Origin of the sequence: Paenibacillus mellifer, from assembly GCF_023195895.1 — a bacterium.
In the GTDB taxonomy this organism is placed as follows: domain Bacteria; phylum Bacillota; class Bacilli; order Paenibacillales; family Paenibacillaceae; genus Fontibacillus; species Fontibacillus mellifer.
In genome coordinates this window covers 222,143-242,765 of sequence record NZ_JALPRK010000006.1, presented here as the reverse complement: position 1 = coordinate 242,765, position 20,623 = coordinate 222,143, and the positions used below count along the sequence as shown (strand labels likewise).

Below are 20,623 nucleotides of genomic sequence, written 5' to 3'. Positions count from 1 at the left end.
ACGCAACGCACTAGTACCGCTTACTCCGCGACTAACTTTCGCCTTCTAACGGAACCATGAGCCGCTATTTGTCCGTTTTGCGAATGATCTAGTTTCTAACGGAACCAGGAGACCTTATTTCGGACAAATGCACCCTAATCTCCGTGATAGGAGCCAAATAAGGCCTCTGAGTTCCGTTACAGCGGGAAATCGCCGGGAAATGAGCAAATAGCGGCGCTACGTTCCGTTAGAAGTTAACAACCGGGCCCGCAGAGCCAGCCCACCTGGCCAACTCCCTTCTCGCGCTCCAACATTTCTCATTCCAACGCCCAAACTGAACTCACCCCACCACGCCACACTAACTTTCGCCTTCTAACGGAACCATGAGCCGCTATTTGTCCGTTTTGCGAATGATCTAGTTTCTAACGGAACCAGGAGACCTTATTTCGGACAAATGCACCCTAATCTCCGCGATAGGAGCCAAATAAGGCCTCTGAGTTCCGTTACAGCGGGAAATCGCCGGGAAATGAGCAAATAACGGCTCTACGTTCCATTAGAAGTTAACCGGGCCCGCGGCCCTAGCCGAAATCCATCTACTTCTACTAGGCATCCCCCAACTGCCAAGCTACTTAACCCCATTAAGCAAATTGGCAGCGGTGCTAGTGTTTCCCCTAATGGCGGCTTTGGCGCGTGAACCAGCCTTTGAGCAGCAGCGTCACGAGCGCCAGCAGCAGCAAGAGGGAAGCGACCGCAAACGACGCGGCAAATTGGTATTCGTTATACAAAATTTCCACATGCAGCGGCAATGTGTTTGTTTCTCCCCGGATATGGCCTGAGACGACGGAGACAGCACCGAATTCCCCCATCGCTCGCGCGTTACAAAGCACAATTCCGTACAATAGACCCCATTTGATATTCGGGAGCGTCACCTTCCAGAAAATCCGGAAGCCCCGGGCTCCCAACGTGACCGCGGCCTCTTCCTCCTGCTGCCCCTGATCCTCCATCAACGGAATGAGCTCACGGGCAACGAACGGGAATGTCACGAACAACGTCGCCAGAATAATGCCTGGCAGTGCAAAAATAATCGAAATATGATGTTCGTCCAGCCACGGTCCAAACCAGCCGTGCGAGCCGTATACGAGCACGTAAATCAGCCCGCCGATGACCGGAGATACAGCAAAGGGCAGGTCGATCAACGTGACCAGCACCTGTTTGCCGCGAAACTTGAATTTGGTGACGGCCCATGCGGCGGCCACCCCAAAGATTGTATTCAGCGGTACGGTAATCAAGGCGACGAGCAGCGTCAGCCGCAACGCGGACAATGCGTCCGGATCGCGGATCGCCGCAACGTACACGTCCCAGCCTTTCTTGAGCGCCTCCGTCAGCACGACGGCAAGCGGCAAGACGATCAGCCAGAGCAGCACCAACGCAGCGGCTGTGATCAACACCCACTTCATGGCGCCGCCTCTCTTCCCCAACTGTCTACGGGGGGCCGTCGGCTTGCTTGCAGCTAATGGCACAGAACCGGCCATACTCTTCCCTCCCTATCGAATTCGTATCTTACCGCGCGGTCTTGCGGATCCGTCGCTGCAGCGTGTTGATGAGCAGCAGCAACACGAACGAGATCATCAGCAGCATCAACGCTACCGCGGTCGCTCCGGCATAGTCGAACTGTTCCAGCTTCGACATAATAAGGAGCGGGGCGATCTCCGTCTTCATCGGCATGTTGCCGGAGATGAAGACGACGGAACCGTATTCGCCGATGCCGCGGGCAAACGCGAGCGCAAACCCCGTTAAGAGCGGCGGCAGCAGCTCCGGCAACACCACTTGGCGGAAGGTGCGGAAGCGGCTTGCGCCGAGCGTTGCCGCCGCCTCCTCCACCTCGGCGTCCAGATCCTGCAGCACCGGCTGTACGGTGCGCACGACAAACGGGATGCCGATAAACATCAGCGCAAGCGTGATGCCTGCCGGTGTAAACGCGATGCGGATCCCCAGCGGTTCGAACAGAGAACCGATCCAGCCGTTGGCCGAATAGATCGCGGTAAGGGAAACCCCGGCCACCGCCGTAGGCAGGGCAAAGGGAAGGTCGATCATGGCATCAAACACGTTTTTGCCGGGAAAATCGTACCGGACCAGCACCCAGGCTAACAGCAGCCCCAATACGGCATCAATCAGTCCAGCCACCGCCGCGGTCACAAAGCTTACCTTGTAGGAAGCCAGCACGCGCGGGTCGGTCGCGACATCCCAAAATTTCTCCCAGGTTAGTCCTGTAGAATTCAGCAGCAAGGCGGAAAGCGGGATCAGCACGATCAAACTGAGGTACAACACACTGAATCCCATCGTCAGCCCGAAGCCGGGCAAAACGCCGCGCTTTGTAGTGCCACTGTGCATATTTTTTCGCCTCCGATTCGTTACGGTCGGTTTAGATTATTGCGGTACGTAGATCTGACTGAAGATGCCGCCGTCATTGAAATGCTTCGCTTGCGCTTCGGCCCAGCCGCCGAATTCCTCAATCGTAAACAGCTTGATTTCCGGGAATTTGTCGGCATATTGCGTCTTCACGCTGTCCAGCGTCGGGCGGTAGTAATTCTCCGCGGCAATTCTTTGGCCTTCTTCCGAATACAGGTATTTCAAATAAGCTTCAGCTACTTCACGGGTGCCATTAGCATCCACGTTCTTGTCTATCACCGCGACCGGCGGTTCGGCCAAGATGCTCTCCGACGGATAGACGATATCGAATTTGTCCGGACCCAGCTCCTGCACAGACAACCAGGCCTCATTCTCCCAAGCCAGCAGAACGTCACCCAACCCGCGTTCTACGAATGTCGTGGTTGCGCCGCGTGCCCCGCTGTCGAGAACCGGGACATGCTTGAACAGCTCCTGCACGAACTCCCGTGCTTTCGTTTCATCGTTATTGTTATGATGCAGAGCGTATCCCCATGCCGCCAGGTAATTCCACCGTGCTCCGCCAGAGGTTTGCGGATTCGGCGTAATGACCTCGACACCCTCTTTGATCAAATCGTCCCAATCCTTGATCTCTTTGGGATTGCCTTTGTGAACTAGAAATACGATGGTCGAGGTGTAGGGCGAGCTGTTGTGCTCGTATTTTTCCTGCCAGCCTTCACCGATCAGACCGCTTTGCGAAATGGCGTCAATATCGTATCCGAGGGCCAAAGTGACCACATCGGCTTTCAAGCCGTCGATGACCGCTCGGCTTTGTTTCCCCGATCCGCCGTGCGATTGTTTGATCGTGACCTTCTGTCCTTTCTCTTTCTCCCAATAGGCCGCGAAGGCTTCGTTATAATTCTCGTATAATTCCCGGGTCGGGTCGTAGGATACGTTTAGCAGTTCCACCGCTTTGGGCTTCTGCCCGCTGCCAGAATTGCCGGCTGCCGCGCTGGCTGCCTCGTTGCCCCCGCTCTTGTTCGCCGAGCAAGCCGCCAGGACCCCAACCAATATTAACGCCAAACTCATCAGAACCCCTTGCTTCAACTTCCTGTTCATCGTATCACTCCCCATACTCACATTCTTCTCGCTTTACTAGGGCAGAGCAGGCATCTACCGCATCAGATTTCATCCGAAAAAGGAAAACGGAGAAACGCCCCTCCCCCTACGGTCAAACCGAGCCACTACCCGTGTCTGCCAAGGCAAGTAGAGCGTTCCTCCGTCCGTACGGTGAGAACATTTTTAATTATTCCTACCTGTTTAGTATGCTATGGTGTTATTTTATATGTGGCAGCCTAAAAATGTCAAACCTTTTTATGCAAAAAAATCAAATTATTTATAAGCTCCCCTTATAATCGGGACAGGCCCTGGCTTGGAGCGTTATATGCCCCCTTCCGTCCATAGAAAAAAACCGAAAGCCGGCGAATGCGGGCCTTCGGGTGTTGGGGTCGGAACCTTCGTCTTTCCATTTCAAATTTGAAGCTTCTGCCTCACGTGGGTACCTGCCGGCCTTTGGGCGTTTTCCCTACTAATAGAGATATGCCATTTCAGGCTGCCAGGTTCCTTGACTCTTCGAAAATCGTCCGGATTTAATTCAATATCCCCGCCGCAAGGTTGGCCGGAAGCGGCTCGATGCAGGACGGCTTGTCGATCTTCAAGCTTTGCCCGGTCGGCGTAAGATGGCCGCTCTTGGGATCGCGGCGTAAAGCGGCGATATTGCCGCTGTTCTGATTCGCCACCAAGACATAGTCATCCAAGACGGCGAAATTACGCGGCCAACTCCCCTCCACACTCGTCCATGCCGGGTCATCCAGACGTCCGGACTTTGGATCTATACGGAAGCGGACAATGCTGTCATGCCCGCGGTTGGAGCCATATACATATCGACCGTCCGGCGAGAAGTGAATATCGGCCGGATAGTTCTCCCCATGGTACTCGGCCGGAAGCGAACTGGCGTGCTGAATGGCCTCAAGCCGCCCTTCCACCGGATCGAAGGCGTAAGCCGTCATCGTATTGTTCAACTCGTTCATACCGTATGCGAACCGCTCCGACGGATGAATCACGAAATGCCGTGGCCCCGCCCCCGGTGGCAGCTCAGTCACTCCGTGCTTCACGAGTTGCCCGCACTCCAGTCGATAAATCACGATTTGGTCGGTTCCCAAATCGGAGACGAACACGAACCGTCCGTCCAGACTGGGCACGGCGCTATGCGCATGAGCCGATTCCTGGCGTTGTTGGTTCACGCTGCTTCCTTCGTGGCGAACAAGGGAAGTCATGTCGCCCGGCGCACCGTCCGGTTCGAAGGCAAACGCATTGACATGGCCGCTGGAATAATTCGCGACCAGCAAATGCCGGTCTGGCCCAGGCTGCAAAGCCAGGTGACAAGGGTCCGCCCCCAGCGTGGCCTTATCGTCCTTCAGCTTCAACAGCTTCCCGTCCTGTGGATCTACCTCGAAACCGGCGACCCGTCCTTCCGTTTGTTCACTTACCGCATACAACCGTAACTCCTTGGCATCAAGCGCCAAGAAGGACGGATTCACAAGTCCTGAACTGCTGTGAAGAATTCGCATTTCTCCAGTGCCTCGCTGCAGCTCGCAGAGAGAAATTCCCGTTTCATCGTGTCCGGCATACGAACCCGTGTAAAACAGCCAAACGTCTTGAATCTCTTCCCTCATCGAATCCTCTTCCTTCCCTTGTTCGGATTCATCCAGCAGCCGTTTCACTTCAGACAAAGGCAGCCGGTCAAAATACAGCTCCACCTGCTGCTCAGCCCCGCCATAAATCTGGTTCATAACGGCAGGGATGTTCGAGGAAATCGCACAGGAGGAACGCTCGCTGCCAGAACACCAGCTTGGACGCAGCGAACCTTGGGCAAAGATGCGGTACAAATCGCCAAGGGACACCTGGGAAAGTTCGGCCTTCAGCAAGTACCCGCCATGAGCTCCCTCTTTTGTAGTCACGAGTTCATGGCGGCGAAGCAGACTAAGCACCTTGCGCACGCGCGCCGGATGTGTCGCGACGCTGCAGGCGATTTGTTCGCTGTTGGCCATACGCTCCTCCCTGGAATCCAAAAACAACAAGCAATGGACGGCAACCGTCAATTCGCTGTTCATCTTCCTTCCCCTTTCCCTTCCCGATTTGAAACAAGTACAGGCGAGTATGATATAATGTTCTCGCGAATCGCTATTACCTAGTAGCCATTATTGCTTGAGTTACTGCACATCATTACCTACAGAAAGGGAACCTCTATGAAGCTGATGAATCCCTCTTATATGCAACTTGTGTTCACTTTTGGTGCGATGGCTATGGCTGTCGCAGTTCTGTTTATCCGTCTGAAAGCGAGTCGGCGACCCGTCTCCGTGAAGAAGATCGTCATTCCGCCGCTCGGGATGACAACCGGACTCATCATGTTCGTCGTCCCAGAGACACATATTCCCATCCTGTGGGGCGTGATCGCTTTCGCGTTAGGCTGGCTCCTGTTCTCCTACCCGCTGATTCGGACTACCAAGTTTGAGCAAATCAACAGTGAGATCTACGCGGAGCGGTCGCGCAGCTTTATCCTGATCCTTATCGGGTTGCTTGTCATCCGTCTCCTGCTGCATGAAGTCGTGGAGCAGTATGTCTCCGTGATGCAAACGGGAGCGTTATTCTTCCTGCTCGCTTACGGCATGATTATTCGCTGGCGCCTGTTTATGTTCAAGCAATACCGGGCGATGACTGAGGATACCGCGACGTCCTAAACCGTCGATACTAGGCGCAGGAGGCCAAAATCTCACCCTTCCACAACAGAGCGGTTTCGCCCCTCTTCCTTGGCCCGGTAAAGGCAACGGTCCGCACGGCGGATGAACTCTTCCGCATCCATCGGATCGAACGGAGCGAGGCGGTATCCGCCGACGCTAATCGTCACGTATGGCTCCGCTTTGGAGCGTTTATGCTCGATGCCCAAGCTGGCGACCGCTTGACGCAGTCGCTCAGCAGCTTCCTGGGTTTCCTGTGTCTCAAGTCCAGACAAGACGACCACAAATTCCTCTCCGCCGTATCTGGCGGCAAAACCCTGCTCCTGCTTCGCCTCAGCATATATCGTCCATGCAATCTCTTTCAGGACGTGATCCCCGCCTTGATGTCCATAATAGTCATTATAGGCTTTAAAACAATCGATATCTATGATGAGCAGAGACAACGCCGTCCCCCGTTCCTCCGGGGAGACCATTTCCCAGTCCAAAATCTCATCGAACCGTCGGCGATTGGGGATTTCCGTTAACCCATCCAGATTGGTCAAGCGAATCAGCTGTTCGTTCGCATGTTCGAGCTGCAAGCCGGATTCCATCAGTTGCCGGTGTTGCTCCGATAACCGAATAAATAATCGATTCACTTCATTAACTACCGCGCAAATCACGACCGTTGAAGCGACAACAGAGTTGAATTTGGCGACATACCACCCCAAAGTGAAGCGCATCCCCGCAAACAACGTGAGTGTCACGTCCATCAGTAAAGCGAGCATCGCCACCGCCAGCCATAAGTGCAGCATCGACCATCCTTTGATTCTTCTCCATACCGCTACCAAGGCAAAGAAGCTCAAAATCCACAGGACCGGTCCAATCCCTGAGGTGTTTAACTTTCGGTAATCGTGTTCGTGAATAATGTTAGGCAACCAGCGATCTCCTAAAGCGGTGAGCTCAAATACGCCGAATACGGTCAACAACGTCAATGTGATGCCGGCCGTACCGTAATTGAAAATCTTCTCTTTTGAGCTTAATGGCTTGGACCACTTTCGATTCACCCAAGCGTATAACAAGATACCGAAGGAAAATCCGCTATGCCAAAACACCCATAGCCAGCCCGCTGTTTGCCCCCCGGCCCCTATCATCTCACCCAATCCGCCAAAGAGATCGGGAAAAGTTAATATATGCAAAAACGTCATCAATCCACTATATAAATAAGTGCATGACAACACGAGCAACGCCGGAAGACCGGAGGCCCGATATTGGCTGTAGATGATGAAGGCCGTTAGCATATCCCCAAAAATCAGCCAGCCGATCGCGGCGGAGAGAAAAGTTTCTGTGGCGGGAAGCGCTGTCATCCCAAATGGCAAAGCCACGAGCGACACGGCGATAATCAGAATGCCGATGAGAATGGCCAGCTTCCTTTGCTTGCTGCTGGAAGGAATATCGAAGACTTGAGAAGCAACCTTATAATTACCGTGCATCGATGCGGGGGTTCTCCCTTCTGGATGTCAAACATTGTAGTATCTCAAACATATTAAATTTTTAATATAGATGCAATCCTTTTATGGATATTTCACTTTTGCATCATTTCCCAAACCGACTTCCGAAAAAAATAAAAACAGCCGCATTCGCTTGATGCGAATACGGCTGTCGTTGCTGCCTACGATTTCCGGCGGTGTCTTCGCCTATGCCTTCTTGGCCGACGACCTTTGATCGGAGCTCGGATTACTCAGTTGGGGAAGCATGCGCGTTCCCATGACCATCTCAGACGAGCAAAGCGGACAAGCCGGACTATGTTCAAACGTGAAATTATCACGCATCCATCCATTGCAGTCGTCGCTCGTGCAGGTCCATACCGGCGTATTTTCCTCAGGAATTTCTTCTAACGTTTTTTTACGGTAGTTCATAATTCCCCTCCTTCAAGGTGAGCGTTCTAACCGGGTGCATAGATGTAGTTCGTCGTAGTGCTATATGTACCCTCAGAAGCGAGCTTCTGAAAGTTAACCTCATGAATGATCTTTGCGTAGAAAAACTGCCCTCAATGCGAGAACGCATTAAGAGCAGTTTCTGGCTGGCTTACAGTTTTACAACGTTTTCGGCTTGAGGGCCGCGGTTGCCTTGAACCACGTTGAATTGTACGCGTTGGCCTTCGTCGAGGGTTTTGAAGCCTTCACCAGTGATCGCGCTGAAATGAACGAATACGTCATTTCCGCCTTCCACTTCGATGAAGCCAAAACCTTTCTCAGCGTTGAACCATTTTACTGTTCCGGTTTCCATTTAGGATTACCTCCTGTTTTAAGATTAACATGTTTACATTTTTTTAACAGAAGTCGCTCAAAAAGGCTGACCTATTTTGAACATGCACCACTTGTATAAAAAAAATTCACACATTGAAAAAAGTTCCAGTTTTAATAAAAGTGACACCCTTTTCAATGCATGAATGAATAACTTCCTTCAAACACAAGAGATGAATTCATTATAGCCTTTTGCCAGATAAAAAGCAAATCCCCTATTTTTGCAAACCCGTCTGGAAAGACTGGACAAAAACATCCGGCGAAAACTATAATGACAGATGTAATCTGCAGTCATACTGTTCAGGGGTGCTGGAATTGGCCGGCTGAGAGTGTATCCCTCAAAGATACTGACCCTTTAACCTGATCTGGATAATGCCAGCGTAGGGAGCCATACCATGGATATGAACTTGCTTTTGATTTCATTCCATTGCCTATTGCGTCCCGGATCCGGGACGTTTTTTTGTATCCAAACATGAGGATTGCGCTTAAGGATGCGTTTCCAGGGTTATACCAAGAACAAACTGCGGAAATTTAACTCATGAAGGAGAGAATTGTCGTGAAAATCCAACTACGTACCGCGCTGGCGGTCATCCTCGGCTGTATGCTGCTGGTTCTGTCCGCCTGCGGTGGAGCAAATGGTAACAACGCTGGCAAGGCGGCTGGCGGGAACTCAGGCGGTGAACAAGCCGAAGCCACTGCGCCTAACCCTGCGTCCGATGAAGAGCAACGCAACGTTAAGGTTGTGCTCGACTGGAGCCCGAACACGAATCACACCGGGCTTTACGTTGCCAAGGATCAAGGGTATTTTGCCGAGGAGGGGCTGAACGTGGAGATTCTCCTGCCCGGCTCTGGCGGCGCTGAGGCGATGATTGCCTCCGGAGAGGTGCCGTTTGGTGTCAGCGTACAAGAGAACGTCACCCAAAGCCGGCTCCAGGGCGTACCGCTCGTATCCATCGCCGCAATCATTCAGCATAATACATCGGGTTTTGCAGCCCCTGTAACCAAGAACATCAAGTCGCCTAAGGATTTTGAGGGCAAAGCCTATGGCGGATGGGGTTCTCCAGTGGAAGAAGCGATTATTAAATCCATCATGGACCTGCAAGGCGCCGATGTCGGCAAGGTGAAGTTCCTCAACATCGGGGATGCCGATTATTTTACGGCGGTGAAGCGGGATATCGACTTCGCTTGGATCTTCTACGCTTGGACGGGGATCGAAGCCGAGCTGCGAGGCGAGCCGCTGGATATGCTTTACGTCAAAGATTACTCCGAACAGCTTGACTATTACACCCCGGTGCTTGTCACCAACGAGAAGACAATCATGGACGACCCAGAGCTGGTCAAGGCATTTATGCGAGCGGTGTCCAAAGGCTACAACTATGCGATGGATCACCCGGATGAATCGGCGCAAATCCTGCTTAAAGCCGTACCAGATCTCGACAAGGACCTGGTGGTCGCTAGCCAAACATGGCTGAGCCCGAAATACAAGGACGATGCTCCGCGCTGGGGCGAGCAGAAACGGGAAGTATGGCAGAACTACTCTGATTGGATGCATGAGCGCGGCCTGCTGGAGAAACCGCTTGACGTTGACGCCGCCTTCACCAATGAGTTTTTACCAAGTGAATAACTCCATATAAATTTAAATCCAATTCCAATTTCCGAAAGGATGAACCATCGATGCCAAACGCACTTCTTAGCATTCAAATCATTCCGAAAACGCCAAACGGCGAAGACGTGATTCCCTATGTTGACCGGGCCATTGAAGTGATTCAGGCTTCCGGTGTCAAATATCAAGTTAATCCCCTGGAGACAACCATGGAGGGGGAACTCGACGAGCTGCTGGCCATCGTGAAGAAGATGAACGAAGCCGTCATCGAGTTTGGCAGCCCAGGCATCATCTCGCAAATCAAAATTTCATACAATCCCAAAGGCGTCAGCATGGATAAGCTGATCGAAAAATATCGGCCATGAATCTCCGCAGCCTTTGGCACAGCATCTGGCCGCCCCTTGTGGCGGTCGTGCTGTTTTTGCTGATCTGGCAAGGCGCCACCGCCTGGTTTCACATCGAAAAGTGGATTCTCCCGAGCCCGGTTGATATCGGGCGTGAAGCGGCCGCCGGTGCGGCCAGTTTAGGGGAGCACACGCTGGCAACACTGCGGCTGATGCTGATTGGTTTTGCCTTTGGAACACTCGTGGGCCTGCTGATGGCGTTTATGCTCCATTATGTCCCGTTTCTTAAGGCGTCGCTGTATCCGTTGATCATCTTGAGCCAAAACGTGCCAACCATCGCGCTGGCCCCTCTGCTGATGATTTGGTTCGGGTTCGGGATTCTGCCGAAGATCATCGTCATTACGCTCGTCTGCTTCTTCCCCGTTGCGGTGGCGGCCATGGACGGACTGAGCCGGACGGATCGCGCGATGCTGGATTATATGCGGATGATCGGGGCGTCCAAGGCGGATATCTTCCGCAAGCTGGAGGTGCCCTACGCGATCCCCTCCATCATGTCCGGGGTCAAAATCGCCGCAACCTACAGCGTCATGGGGGCGGTGATCGCCGAATGGATTGGCGCGGACAAAGGGATTGGCTACTACATGATGCTGCAAAAAGCGTCGTTTCGTACAGACAAAATTTTCGTCGCTATCGTGATCATCGTAGCTATCAGCCTGGCGATGTTCGCTTGCGTCGCTCTGTTGGAGAAATGGCTCGTCCGTTATAAACCGGCCAACGACCGGAGTTAACGCAGTTCATTAGAAAGGGGCTCGGTTATGAGCGAAGAATCAACGCTAGAGGAATTAACCGTACCGGCAATGGAGGTCCGGCAGATCCATAAAACCTTCCGCGACCGACGACGGGAAGTCCCCGTATTGCGCAATATCTCGCTGCGGGTACCTGCCGGCGAATTCGTGTCAATTATTGGCCCATCCGGCTGCGGTAAAAGCACGTTGTTCCATATCATCGGCGGTTTGACTTCCCCGGAACAAGGGGAAGTCCTCCTTCAGGGACGCCCGGTCACCGGACAACGTGGACATATCAGTTACGTGCCACAGCAGCCTGCATTGTTCCCCTGGCGAACGATCGAGGACAACGTCGTGCTGGCGCAGGAGATCGCCGGGGCCGGTGGCCAAAGCTCACGCACGGAAATCCAGCATTGGCTTGAAAAAGCCGGACTGGGCGGCTTCGAGCGGGCTTACCCCCATATGTTATCCGGTGGCATGCAGCAACGAGCCTCGTTCCTCCGGGGGCTGCTCGCGCCTCAGGAAGTGATGTGCCTCGACGAGCCGTTCAGTGCTCTCGACGCGTTGACTCGCAGCGAAATGCAGCGTTGGCTGGTGGATATCTGGGAGGAAAACAAGCGCTCCGTATTGATGATTACACACAGCATCGAGGAAGCGCTGATGCTCTCCGACACTGTTTATTTATTCACGAACCGGCCGGCCAGCATTCTGCACGCTATCCAGGTGCCTTTCCCCCGTCCGCGACGCGACGAAATCACAGAGGATCCCGATTTCATCCGATTGAAACGGGAGATCGCATCCATGATGGCGGAAGAACAGCGCAAAACGGCAGCAGGAGGAGTCTGAACCCTAGACTCCCCCTGCTTTTATGTATTAATTTCGGTGACATCCACTTGTTCCACATCCAGCATCAGCTCCACCCATCTTCGCAGATACTCGGTTTCCCCTGTGAAGGCAATCAGCCAGGATACAGATTCAATCGTTTCTTGAGGTTCGATCGGATGGGTGAGATCCGGTATTCGGGCCAGCACCTGTTCATAAGCGTTCAGTTTCGCATCGATCAACCGGAATCGCACCAACCTCTGCGTACAATCGGGAAATAAGGTCACGCGAAGGGACAGTAATTTCCCCCCTGCCCGTTTGACTTCCTCCAGTTCCGCCGGAGAAATGGGACGGCTCCAGGGCCCTCTATCCATGTCCATCCTCCCCCCTTGTAACTGCAATATTTACATGATCGAATAAATGTTCAACATCTCATCGGACAGCTGCATCAACGCATCGACAATCACCGGATCGAACTGGGTTGCGCGATGACGGAGCAGCTCCAGCTTGGCTTCAGCCATCGTTAACTTCCGCTCCCGGTAATGCCGATCCGACGTCATGGAATCAAAGGCGTCGACAACTCCACAGATTCTTGCGTTATAAGGGATATCCTCCCCCTGCAGCCTGTCCGGGTATCCAGCTCCGTCCCAACGCTCATGATGCCACCGGACGATATCCGCGATACCTGGGCCAAACGCCGGATCCGCTTCGACGAGTTCCGCCCCGATGATCGGGTGCAGCTTAATAATCTTCCACTGCGCTTCCGTAAGCGGCTCCCGCTGTTCGATGATCGCACGAGGAATCATCGTTTTGCCGATGTCATGCATAAAGCATCCGCGGACCAGCATGTCCTTCTCCGCCCCGCGAATCTCAAGCGGTTCGGCGATCTTCTCTGCCAGCATCGCTACTCGAATACTATGATGATAGGTTTCTGGATGTTTGCGCACGAGCAGGTTAAACCACTTTACTGCATCTGGGCTATTGTCCATATACAGTTCGTCAATGAACTCATTAAAAACAGTCAACCGTTCTGCCCCCTAAAACCTGTGTCTTCATTTGCCTTTCCCGTTCTGGATCCGACCTTCCTTCCTTACTCCGAAGAAAAAAAGAACATTTCGCTAAAATCCAGTTAAATTTTTATGCTTTTTACCCGATGATGAATCAGAGAAAACGGATGAAAAACAGATCATGTCGTACAATAACAATTATGCGACAAGTCTAGGTAGAAAATAGTAAAAAATTGGCAAGGTTTGTAATTAACTCTTGTTACATTATAGGACAAAAGGGCGATTTTTGCATTATTTTAAGCAAAAAAGTAGACAAAAAGCACTAAAATTTTTGCTAGAGCTACATAAATTCCATCAAGCAGTCCTGCACAAAGTCGGGGGCGGCCTTTTTCATTTGCTCGACAGTATGTAAATAGCGTTGGGTCGTGTTGATATGAGAGTGTCCTAAGGTCTCCTGAACCTGCTGCAGCGAGGCGCCCTGAAGCAAAGCCAGCGTCGCGTTCGTATGTCTTAACCAGTGAGGGGTTGGCTGCTTTTGGATCCCGCTGGCGGTCCCTGCTTGCTTGATAATTCTTTCGATTTGCCGCGGTGTTATCGCGAACAAGACTAGCTCCGGATCCGGTTCAGGGGAACCCGCCAGTCTTCGCGCATGCTCCTGGTACATGTTCCAAAGCTCACGCGGTATCTTCACCTCGCGCGTTTTCCCGCGTTTCGCGTGCGCGACCGTTAACCATACGGATGTCTCTAGTAAATCGGCGTTAAAATCCTTCCATTTGATCCCGCACAGCTCGGAAACGCGAAGTCCTAACAGCACCAGCGATAGACCGATCAGATAATTACGGAGGCTTTGGCGCCGCAGCGTTTCCAGCAGCTTGCCGACTTCGTTGCGAGTGAGATAATGCCTGCGGCTCGTAACAGCAATTGCCGGGATGCGTATATTTTGCGCCGGGTTATGATCGAAAAGGCCGATACCGCGGTCGCTTCCCCATTTGTAAAACGACTTCAGCGGTGCGATAAACGCAGCTACGCTGGCTGGAGCAAGCGGCTTTTGAGCATCGCGGTAGAATCCCTTCGTCAAATAGATTTTATAGGCTTCGATTTCTCTCCAGGACACCTCTCGAAACGAAACCCCTGAAAGGAACTGCCTAAACTGCTCCAGCGCCCGGTAGTAGTTCCTACGGGTATTGGGCGCTTTGGCGCACGCGGTCAGAAACATCTGAATGATTTGCTCGTCCTGATATTCCTGTGCGGACGGTAAATGAAAGGGGTATTGTTGGGCTACAGCCGACAAATAGTTAATTGCCATATTTTGTAGTGGACCTCCTGTTGACGTAATTTTTGTCGCATAATTGTTATTGTACGACATGTCTGTTTGGCTGTAATAAAAAGCCATTTGCGGAGAATTGCTTTTCTTTGCAAAAAAGTGAATAAAACCACGGAAATCGCGGAACTGCATACTCAAAAAACAGGTATAATAAAGACATGCTGGTAACCTGTTTCTGGAAAGGGTCTGGTGAAATGTCCTGCGTTCTTCATGGTTTACCGTTTGAAATTCAAATTCCGTTGATCGACGCCCATATTCATTTGGACCTTTACGACGAGGTCACCCGGGAACGCCTGCTGCAAGAGTTACCGGGATGCGGGGTTGAATCCGTGATTTCCGTTTCGATGCATCTGGCCTCCTGCAAGCTGAACTACGCTTTGGCGGAACGTCATCTGAACCTGGTGCGCCCGGCGTTTGGATATCACCCCGAACAGCCGATTCCTGCGGATCAGGAAATCGATCTACTGCTGGATTGGATCAAGCTGCATGCCGGGAAGATGATTGCGGTAGGCGAAGTCGGGCTCCCTTATTATGCTAGGCAAGAGGCGCTGGAGCAAGGAAACCCGTTTGAGCTAGAGCCCTACGTGGAGGTATTGGAGAAATTTCTGATTCTGGCCAAGGAGACCGGTAAACCGGTTGTGTTGCATGCGGTCTACGAGGATGCCGACCTTGTCTGTGACCTGCTCGATCGCCATGGCATCACCAAGGCTCACTTCCATTGGTTCAAAGGCGCGGAATCTACCGTCCGCCGTATGGCTGAACGGGGTTATATGATCTCGTTTACGCCGGATATCGTGTACGAATCTGAGATTCAGGAGTTAGCCCGTCTCTACCCGCCTGAGCAGGTAATGGCTGAAACCGACGGACCTTGGCCGTTTGAAGGACCGTTTGCCGGCCAGCTCACCCACCCGCGTATGACCAGTCATGTCGCCATGGCTTGGGCGAATCTCCAGGGCGTCCCCCCGGAAGAGGCTGCAGCGACATTGTACCTGAATACACGGCGTTTTTACGGACTATGACGTGACCGTCGTCAATAAATAAAAGCTGTCCCCCAGGTCATCACGACCCGGACGGACAGCTTCTTCGCTGTTATTTCAACTCAAAACCGCGTTTGGCCAAAAAATCGCGCATATGAAGGCGCGCTGGTTGAGCCAGCTTCTCGGCCATCAATTCGGACCAAGCGGTATCCTTCGCCCCGCCGGTTCGTTCGCGCAAATACTTCGACATCACTTCATCGTAAGCAGCCACTTGTTCATCTTGACCGGTGGCATCATAGCCGTTCCAGTGCAGCACAGCCGGTAAGGGAAGCCGCGGCCGTAAACCTGGCTCCTGATCCGGATAACCCAGGCACATCCCGAATACGGGATAGGCCAAATGCGGAATGCCTAGGAGCTCGGCTACTTCTTCGCTTCGGTTGCGGATGCCGCCGATGTACACGATGCCAAGCCCCAGCAATTCTGCGGCCACCGCCGCATTTTGCGCCGCCAGCGCCGCATCGACCGTAGCGACGATGAAGTTCTCCGTCGTGCCCTCGTAAGTCTTTTGCGATGGAACATGTCGTTCCGCCGCCCCTTTTAACCTGGACAGATCCGCGCACCAGACCAGGAACACGGGACATTCCGCCACATATGCCTGGTGCCCGCAAAGCTCGGCCAGCTTGGCTCTACGGTCCGCATCCGTCACCGCGATCACGCTATAGGCCTGCACATTACTCGAGCTGGAGGCCATTTGCCCCGCGGACACGATTTGCTCTACCAACTCTCGGGTCACCGGCCGATCGCTGTATTTGCGAATCGAACGATGCTCCATCATTCTCGATATCGTCTCGTTCATCTTCCACACTCCTGTTCCCTGCATGATGTAAGTCCCATTATGGAACTTCCCTCCACCGGAAGCAAGGCGGGCGACTTGATCACTATCGCGACGATCCTTTATCACTTCTCCCACCGCTTCACCCCTAATTTACAGCGGCAACCCCCGTGTACAGCATATAAATCGCCATCCCCCACACGATCAGCGCAGACGCCCGATTGATCCCCCGCAGCAGCACACCCCCTCGATCCAGGCTTCCAATGGTTTTCCCCGCCAGCGCCAAGCCAAAGAACCACATCCACGACACCAGGATCGTGGCTAACGTAAACGCCCATTTCGCGCCGCCCGTATATCCCAGCGAGCTTGTCCCGATCACGCCGATCGTATCCAGAATCGCATGCGGATTCAAAAACGTCACCGATAAAGCGAACACCATCTGCTTCTTGGCAGGCAACCCGGATGGCCCGGCGGAAGCCGGCGCGGAGGCGTCCCGCCAGATCGTCCAGCCGATGTATACCATAAAGACGGCCCCCGCCGCAAACAACACGATTTTTAGCCAGGACCAGGATAAGACCAGCACCGATACTCCCAGTACCGCCAGTAGGATCAATATCGTATCACCCACAGCGGCAGTCAAAATGGCCGGCAAGGCCCGGCGCAGCTTACGTCCGGCGGCCCCTTGATTAAACACGAACACGTTCTGAACGCCTAACGGCAATATAAGACCAAACGCCAGTAGCAACCCGTGGATCGCGGCACCCAACATGCTCTCTCTCCCCCTTCGATCTCTTTCCGAACCTTATTGTACCCGGCCGTGCCCCTTTTGGCTCCATCCATTTGGATGGATTCCAAACCAACCAAACGATATAATGGGGAAAATAACGTCGTTCGCGCGTAAAGCAGCAATCTGCAATAAGGAGGTATCCAACATGACCGCTTCGACTTGGCGTCCCAGCCGAAGTTCGCCTATTCCGCTCCATCGTCAAATTATAGAGCATCTTCGCGACCTGATCGCCGGCGGCGAATGGCCAGTTGGGACGCGTATCCCGTCCCAGCGGGAGCTTGCCGCGCGGTATGGCGTCAACCGTAGCACGGTGGTCGCTGCGCTGGATGAGTTGATCGCCGCCGGTTTGCTTCAGGGCGATCGCGGCGGCGGTACCCGCGTCGTCAATCGGACCTGGGGCGTGTTGACCGCCTCCCCGCCGCCGGACTGGAACGAGTACGTTCGTGCCGGCGTGCAGCACCCCAATCTGCCGGCGGTGCAGGAGATTAACCAGGCCGAGTTCCGGCCTGGCATCCTGCGACTCGGCACCGGCGAGATGGGGCCAGATCTGCTGCCACAAACCGAGATGGCCGAGTTACTTGGGCGGATGGCCGTAAGTCCCCCGAATCTCGGTTATGGCGAACCGAACGGGGATCTGCGGTTGCGGGAAGCGATTGCCTCTCGGTTAAACCGTTTGGGCATTGCCGCATCACCGGCGTCACTGCTGATCGTCTCCGGGGCTCTGCAGGCCCTTCAGCTCATTGCCGTCGGTTTGCTCCATCGGGGCCAAGTCGTGTTGACCGAAAAGCCGTCTTATTTGTATTCGGTTCCTGTATTTCAGAGCGCCGGGATGAAGCTGCGCGGCGTGCCGATGGATGAACAAGGACTACGCGCCGACCTGGTTTCCGTGTACGCCAAGCAATATTCAGGCGCTATGTTATATACCATTCCGACCTTCCATAACCCAAGCGGAACGGTCATGAGCGAGGCCCGGCGACATCAATTGCTGGAGGTCTGCGAGGCAACCCGCCTGCCTATCGTCGAGGACGATGTCTATCGCGAGTTATGGCTGGACGAACCGCCGCCGCTTCCGTTGAAAGCGAAGGACGCCAGCGGCAGCGTGCTGTATCTTGGCAGCTTGTCTAAGTCGCTTAGCCCCGGGCTGCGCATCGGCTGGATCGCCGGCCCTCAGCCCGTGATCGAGCGGCTCGCCGATATTAAGATGCAAAGCGATTATGGCTCCAGCGCTCTTTCGCAGCAGGTCGCGGCGGAATGGCTGGAGAGCGGTCTATACGACCGCCATCTCGAGCGGCTGCGGGCAGCGCTCCGCCTGCGGCGTAAGGCTGCGCTGGACGCTTTAGCGCGGCATTTCCGCGATATCGCTGACTGGGAAGCACCGCGGGGAGGTTTTTACATCTGGCTGAACCTTCACGGCTCACCGTCCCCGCGCAAAGTGTTTGATGCCGCGCTGAAGGCAGACCTGCTCATCAACCCAGGACACTTGTATGACCGCGAAGCGGAAGGACGCTTGCGCCTTTCCTATGCTTATGCCACGGCCGATGAGTTAACAGACGGTATTGCCCGTTTGAGTGAGATCGTTCGCTCTTTGGGCTAAACGAGTCAAGAAACTATTTACCGTTTGGGAGCGTTTATGATGTAAGAAGGGGGAATCCACATGCGTTTGCGAAAGGGGTTGCGAGTCTGCTTGTTCTGCCTGGCCGCAGTGACCGTGTTGATCATGGCAGTCGCCTGCTCTCCAAGCAGCGAAGGAGACACAACAACAGCAGCTCCGCCGACGGTCAAACAGCCCATTTTGGAGCAAGATCCGCCATCCGGTGAAACCGGAGAACTAGAAACAGAAAGCGGAACGGAGAGCGGCAATACCGAGGAAGAAACCGCAAATGGGAACGATGAACTCGAAACGCCGGCCGGAAACAGAAATGGTTCGGCCGGGCAGCTCTATGCCCTCACGTTTGAAGACATGATGAAGATGGACGAAGCGCTGAACCATGAAATGAACTATATCGCTGTCGACCTGAGCGAGATGACTCAACTGACGGAAGACGACAAAACCTATATCATTGAGTATTTGCAAGGCTTCGGCGCCGAAATCCGCGACCGAACGCTGGATCAGCTGGTGGAGGAGGAAAATCCGGATCAGAGCAGTCCTTCCTTAAAAGGTGTGCTGCTGCGCGTCGACAAGGTCGAAATTAACGAGGACTCCGCTCAGATCGAAGGCTCCAAATACCGTTCCGGCACCGGCGCCATCGGCGTCAAAATCACCTTGAAGCTTCAGAAAGGCGCCTGGAAGCTGTCTGACTCCGAGATGACCTGGATCAGTTGAAGATGAAGTCGTCTGCCCCTAGATAGGCTTTTTAAAATGTTGCATAAGATGCAACATTTTTTTGTGTTGCGTCCACCCCGGGCCGAAATGTTGTAAAACCTGCAACATTTTCGGCCGAATCCGTGCCATAACGGAAAAAATGCTGCAGAAACTGCAACATTCTCGGATTATCTCCCCAAAACCCGAGCGAAATGTTGAAAAAAATGCAACATTTTAGCTCAAAATAACTCGAGTTACTCGCCACTCGCCCCATCACTAACAATCAGCCGGGTAACGCTCCATTCGCCTCTCCCACCAAAACCTCAATTAGTCCTAAATACGCTCCCCCTATCCTCCATCCCCTCCAAGCACTCTACAAACCTCCTCCAACTACCCAACAAATCTCCTCCGTCCACTCTATCTCTCCAACCCTTAACTTCTTCTGTTTCGCCTCTCTTGTTGCCTATTTACAATATATTGAAAAAGTGATATCATAACAGTATCAATTCAATATGCAGTTGAAGGAGTGTCATTCATGATGAAAGAAAAAGAGATTTCGTACCTGAACGGTTTTGTCGCCCTGCTGTTTATTTTGGGATTTGCCGCGTTGGGGGTTTACCTTATTACGCTAAACGAGGCCGTGCCGATTGCGGGCGGAGTGCTCTCCTGCGTTATCGCTCTCGTGCTTTTGACCGGTCTGACGACCGTGCAGCCAAATCAATCGGCAGTGGTCACCTTCTTCGGCCGTTATCTTGGCGTCATCCGGAAGAACGGTTTCTATCTGGCGATTCCGTTCTCGACTCGCAAGAAAGTGTCGCTGCGCGTTCGGAACTTCAACAGCGCCAAGCTGAAAGTCAACGATGTCAACGGGAACCCGATTGAAATCGCTACGGTCGTGGTGTTCTCGGTCGTCGACTCCGCCAAAGCGCTGTTTGAAGTGGACGAATACGAAACCTTCGTCGAAATCCAAAGTGAAGCCGCGCTGCGACATGTTGCCAGCAAATATCCGTACGACCAGTTGGATGACGTCGGATTCTCCCTCCGTGCCAATACGGAAGAGATTGCACTGGAGCTGACCGGCGAATTGCAAAACCGTCTGGCCATCGCCGGGGTTAAAATCATCGAGTCGCGTCTGACGCACCTGGCCTATTCGACCGAGATCGCCAGCGCAATGCTGCAGCGTCAGCAAGCCGAAGCCATCATCGCAGCCCGCGAGAAAATCGTCGACGGCGCCGTCACCATGGTGCAAATGGCCATCGAACGGCTGCAAGCCGGCCAGGTTGTCGAGCTGGACGACGAACGCAAAGCCGCGATGATCAACAACCTGCTCGTCGCCGTCGTATCCGACCGTTCCGCCCAGCCGGTCATCAACGCCAGCACGTTGTACTGATTAGGGG

21 protein-coding genes and 1 riboswitch are annotated in these 20,623 nt (G+C 53.5%); of the genes, 9 read left to right on the top strand and 12 right to left on the bottom strand.

Annotation, left to right across the window (positions count from 1 at the left end):
• Nucleotides 1–650: 650 nt before the first annotated feature.
• From cysW to M0651_RS09445, 4 genes are all read right to left on the bottom strand, one after another.
• Nucleotides 651–1,511, bottom strand: coding sequence for a sulfate ABC transporter permease subunit CysW (cysW, locus tag M0651_RS09460; RefSeq protein ID WP_248551595.1), 861 nt, complete (start codon nt 1,509–1,511; stop codon nt 651–653).
• A 28-nt stretch (nt 1,512–1,539) separates the two neighbouring features.
• Nucleotides 1,540–2,370: a sulfate ABC transporter permease subunit CysT gene (gene cysT, locus M0651_RS09455; RefSeq protein ID WP_155607423.1), complete on the bottom strand. Its 831-nt coding sequence runs from the start codon at nt 2,368–2,370 to the stop codon at nt 1,540–1,542.
• Nucleotides 2,371–2,406: 36 nt separating this feature from the next.
• A complete protein-coding gene (locus M0651_RS09450; RefSeq protein WP_248551594.1) occupies nt 2,407–3,483 on the bottom strand; it encodes a sulfate ABC transporter substrate-binding protein in 1,077 nt (358 codons plus the stop codon).
• 530 nt (nt 3,484–4,013) lie between these two features.
• Nucleotides 4,014–5,537 (bottom strand): beta-propeller fold lactonase family protein, encoded by a 1,524-nt coding sequence (locus tag M0651_RS09445; protein WP_248551593.1) that lies wholly within the window; start codon nt 5,535–5,537, stop codon nt 4,014–4,016.
• A gap of 135 nt (nt 5,538–5,672) precedes the next feature.
• Between M0651_RS09445 and M0651_RS09440 the strand changes: the two genes are divergently transcribed.
• Nucleotides 5,673–6,164: a CcdC family protein gene (locus M0651_RS09440; protein ID WP_248551592.1), complete on the top strand. Its 492-nt coding sequence runs from the start codon at nt 5,673–5,675 to the stop codon at nt 6,162–6,164.
• Nucleotides 6,165–6,196: 32 nt separating this feature from the next.
• Here the strand turns inward: M0651_RS09440 and M0651_RS09435 are convergent, their stop codons facing one another.
• The 3 genes from M0651_RS09435 to M0651_RS09425 all read right to left on the bottom strand — a co-directional run bounded on the left by M0651_RS09435 (nt 6,197) and on the right by M0651_RS09425 (nt 8,426).
• On the bottom strand, nt 6,197–7,630 hold the full coding sequence (locus tag M0651_RS09435; protein ID WP_248551591.1) for a sensor domain-containing diguanylate cyclase: 1,434 nt from the start codon (nt 7,628–7,630) through the stop codon (nt 6,197–6,199).
• Nucleotides 7,631–7,834: 204 nt separating this feature from the next.
• Complete coding sequence (locus M0651_RS09430; protein WP_193416699.1) at nt 7,835–8,056, bottom strand: cold-shock protein; 222 nt, start codon at nt 8,054–8,056, stop codon at nt 7,835–7,837.
• Between the two features lie 169 nt (nt 8,057–8,225).
• Nucleotides 8,226–8,426, bottom strand: a complete 201-nt coding sequence (locus tag M0651_RS09425) for a cold-shock protein (protein ID WP_009223993.1) — start codon at nt 8,424–8,426, stop codon at nt 8,226–8,228.
• A gap of 309 nt (nt 8,427–8,735) precedes the next feature.
• Nucleotides 8,736–8,848: riboswitch (TPP riboswitch) on the top strand.
• Between the two features lie 151 nt (nt 8,849–8,999).
• Between M0651_RS09425 and M0651_RS09420 the strand changes: the two genes are divergently transcribed.
• Genes M0651_RS09420 through M0651_RS09405 form a run of 4 tightly spaced genes read left to right on the top strand, consistent with a single transcriptional unit; the run spans nt 9,000 to nt 12,021 of the window.
• Entirely contained in the window at nt 9,000–10,067 is a 1,068-nt protein-coding gene (locus tag M0651_RS09420; RefSeq protein WP_372490919.1) for an ABC transporter substrate-binding protein, read from the top strand.
• A gap of 50 nt (nt 10,068–10,117) precedes the next feature.
• The gene (locus tag M0651_RS09415) at nt 10,118–10,411 is read left to right on the top strand and encodes an MTH1187 family thiamine-binding protein (RefSeq protein WP_248551590.1); all 294 of its coding nucleotides are present in this window, start codon (nt 10,118–10,120) and stop codon (nt 10,409–10,411) included.
• Nucleotides 10,408–11,178, top strand: a complete 771-nt coding sequence (locus M0651_RS09410; RefSeq protein ID WP_248551589.1) for an ABC transporter permease — start codon at nt 10,408–10,410, stop codon at nt 11,176–11,178. The genes M0651_RS09415 and M0651_RS09410 overlap by 4 nt, the downstream gene beginning before the upstream one ends.
• 27 nt (nt 11,179–11,205) lie before the next feature.
• The gene (locus tag M0651_RS09405; RefSeq protein ID WP_248551588.1) at nt 11,206–12,021 is read left to right on the top strand and encodes an ABC transporter ATP-binding protein; all 816 of its coding nucleotides are present in this window, start codon (nt 11,206–11,208) and stop codon (nt 12,019–12,021) included.
• A gap of 20 nt (nt 12,022–12,041) precedes the next feature.
• On the opposite strand, the gene M0651_RS09400 is transcribed toward M0651_RS09405, so the two are convergent.
• From M0651_RS09400 to M0651_RS09390, 3 genes are all read right to left on the bottom strand, one after another.
• Nucleotides 12,042–12,377, bottom strand: a complete 336-nt coding sequence (locus tag M0651_RS09400) for a hypothetical protein (RefSeq protein ID WP_248551587.1) — start codon at nt 12,375–12,377, stop codon at nt 12,042–12,044.
• Nucleotides 12,378–12,401: 24 nt separating this feature from the next.
• Complete coding sequence (locus tag M0651_RS09395) at nt 12,402–13,022, bottom strand: HD-GYP domain-containing protein (RefSeq protein WP_248551586.1); 621 nt, start codon at nt 13,020–13,022, stop codon at nt 12,402–12,404.
• A gap of 322 nt (nt 13,023–13,344) precedes the next feature.
• Nucleotides 13,345–14,310 (bottom strand): tyrosine-type recombinase/integrase, encoded by a 966-nt coding sequence (locus tag M0651_RS09390; RefSeq protein ID WP_248551585.1) that lies wholly within the window; start codon nt 14,308–14,310, stop codon nt 13,345–13,347.
• A gap of 212 nt (nt 14,311–14,522) precedes the next feature.
• Between M0651_RS09390 and M0651_RS09385 the strand changes: the two genes are divergently transcribed.
• Nucleotides 14,523–15,347: a TatD family hydrolase gene (locus M0651_RS09385; protein ID WP_248551584.1), complete on the top strand. Its 825-nt coding sequence runs from the start codon at nt 14,523–14,525 to the stop codon at nt 15,345–15,347.
• 70 nt (nt 15,348–15,417) lie between these two features.
• Here M0651_RS09385 and nfsA read toward each other — a convergent pair whose 3' ends face one another.
• Nucleotides 15,418–16,161, bottom strand: coding sequence for an oxygen-insensitive NADPH nitroreductase (nfsA, locus tag M0651_RS09380; protein ID WP_248551583.1), 744 nt, complete (start codon nt 16,159–16,161; stop codon nt 15,418–15,420).
• 124 nt (nt 16,162–16,285) lie between these two features.
• Nucleotides 16,286–16,906, bottom strand: a complete 621-nt coding sequence (locus tag M0651_RS09375; RefSeq protein ID WP_248551582.1) for a LysE/ArgO family amino acid transporter — start codon at nt 16,904–16,906, stop codon at nt 16,286–16,288.
• A 163-nt stretch (nt 16,907–17,069) separates the two neighbouring features.
• Between M0651_RS09375 and M0651_RS09370 the strand changes: the two genes are divergently transcribed.
• The 3 genes from M0651_RS09370 to M0651_RS09360 all read left to right on the top strand — a co-directional run bounded on the left by M0651_RS09370 (nt 17,070) and on the right by M0651_RS09360 (nt 20,616).
• The gene (locus M0651_RS09370; protein WP_248551581.1) at nt 17,070–18,518 is read left to right on the top strand and encodes an aminotransferase-like domain-containing protein; all 1,449 of its coding nucleotides are present in this window, start codon (nt 17,070–17,072) and stop codon (nt 18,516–18,518) included.
• A 60-nt stretch (nt 18,519–18,578) separates the two neighbouring features.
• Nucleotides 18,579–19,247 (top strand): hypothetical protein, encoded by a 669-nt coding sequence (locus M0651_RS09365; RefSeq protein ID WP_248551580.1) that lies wholly within the window; start codon nt 18,579–18,581, stop codon nt 19,245–19,247.
• Between the two features lie 517 nt (nt 19,248–19,764).
• Entirely contained in the window at nt 19,765–20,616 is an 852-nt protein-coding gene (locus M0651_RS09360) for an SPFH domain-containing protein (RefSeq protein ID WP_248551605.1), read from the top strand.
• Nucleotides 20,617–20,623 lie beyond the last annotated feature (7 nt).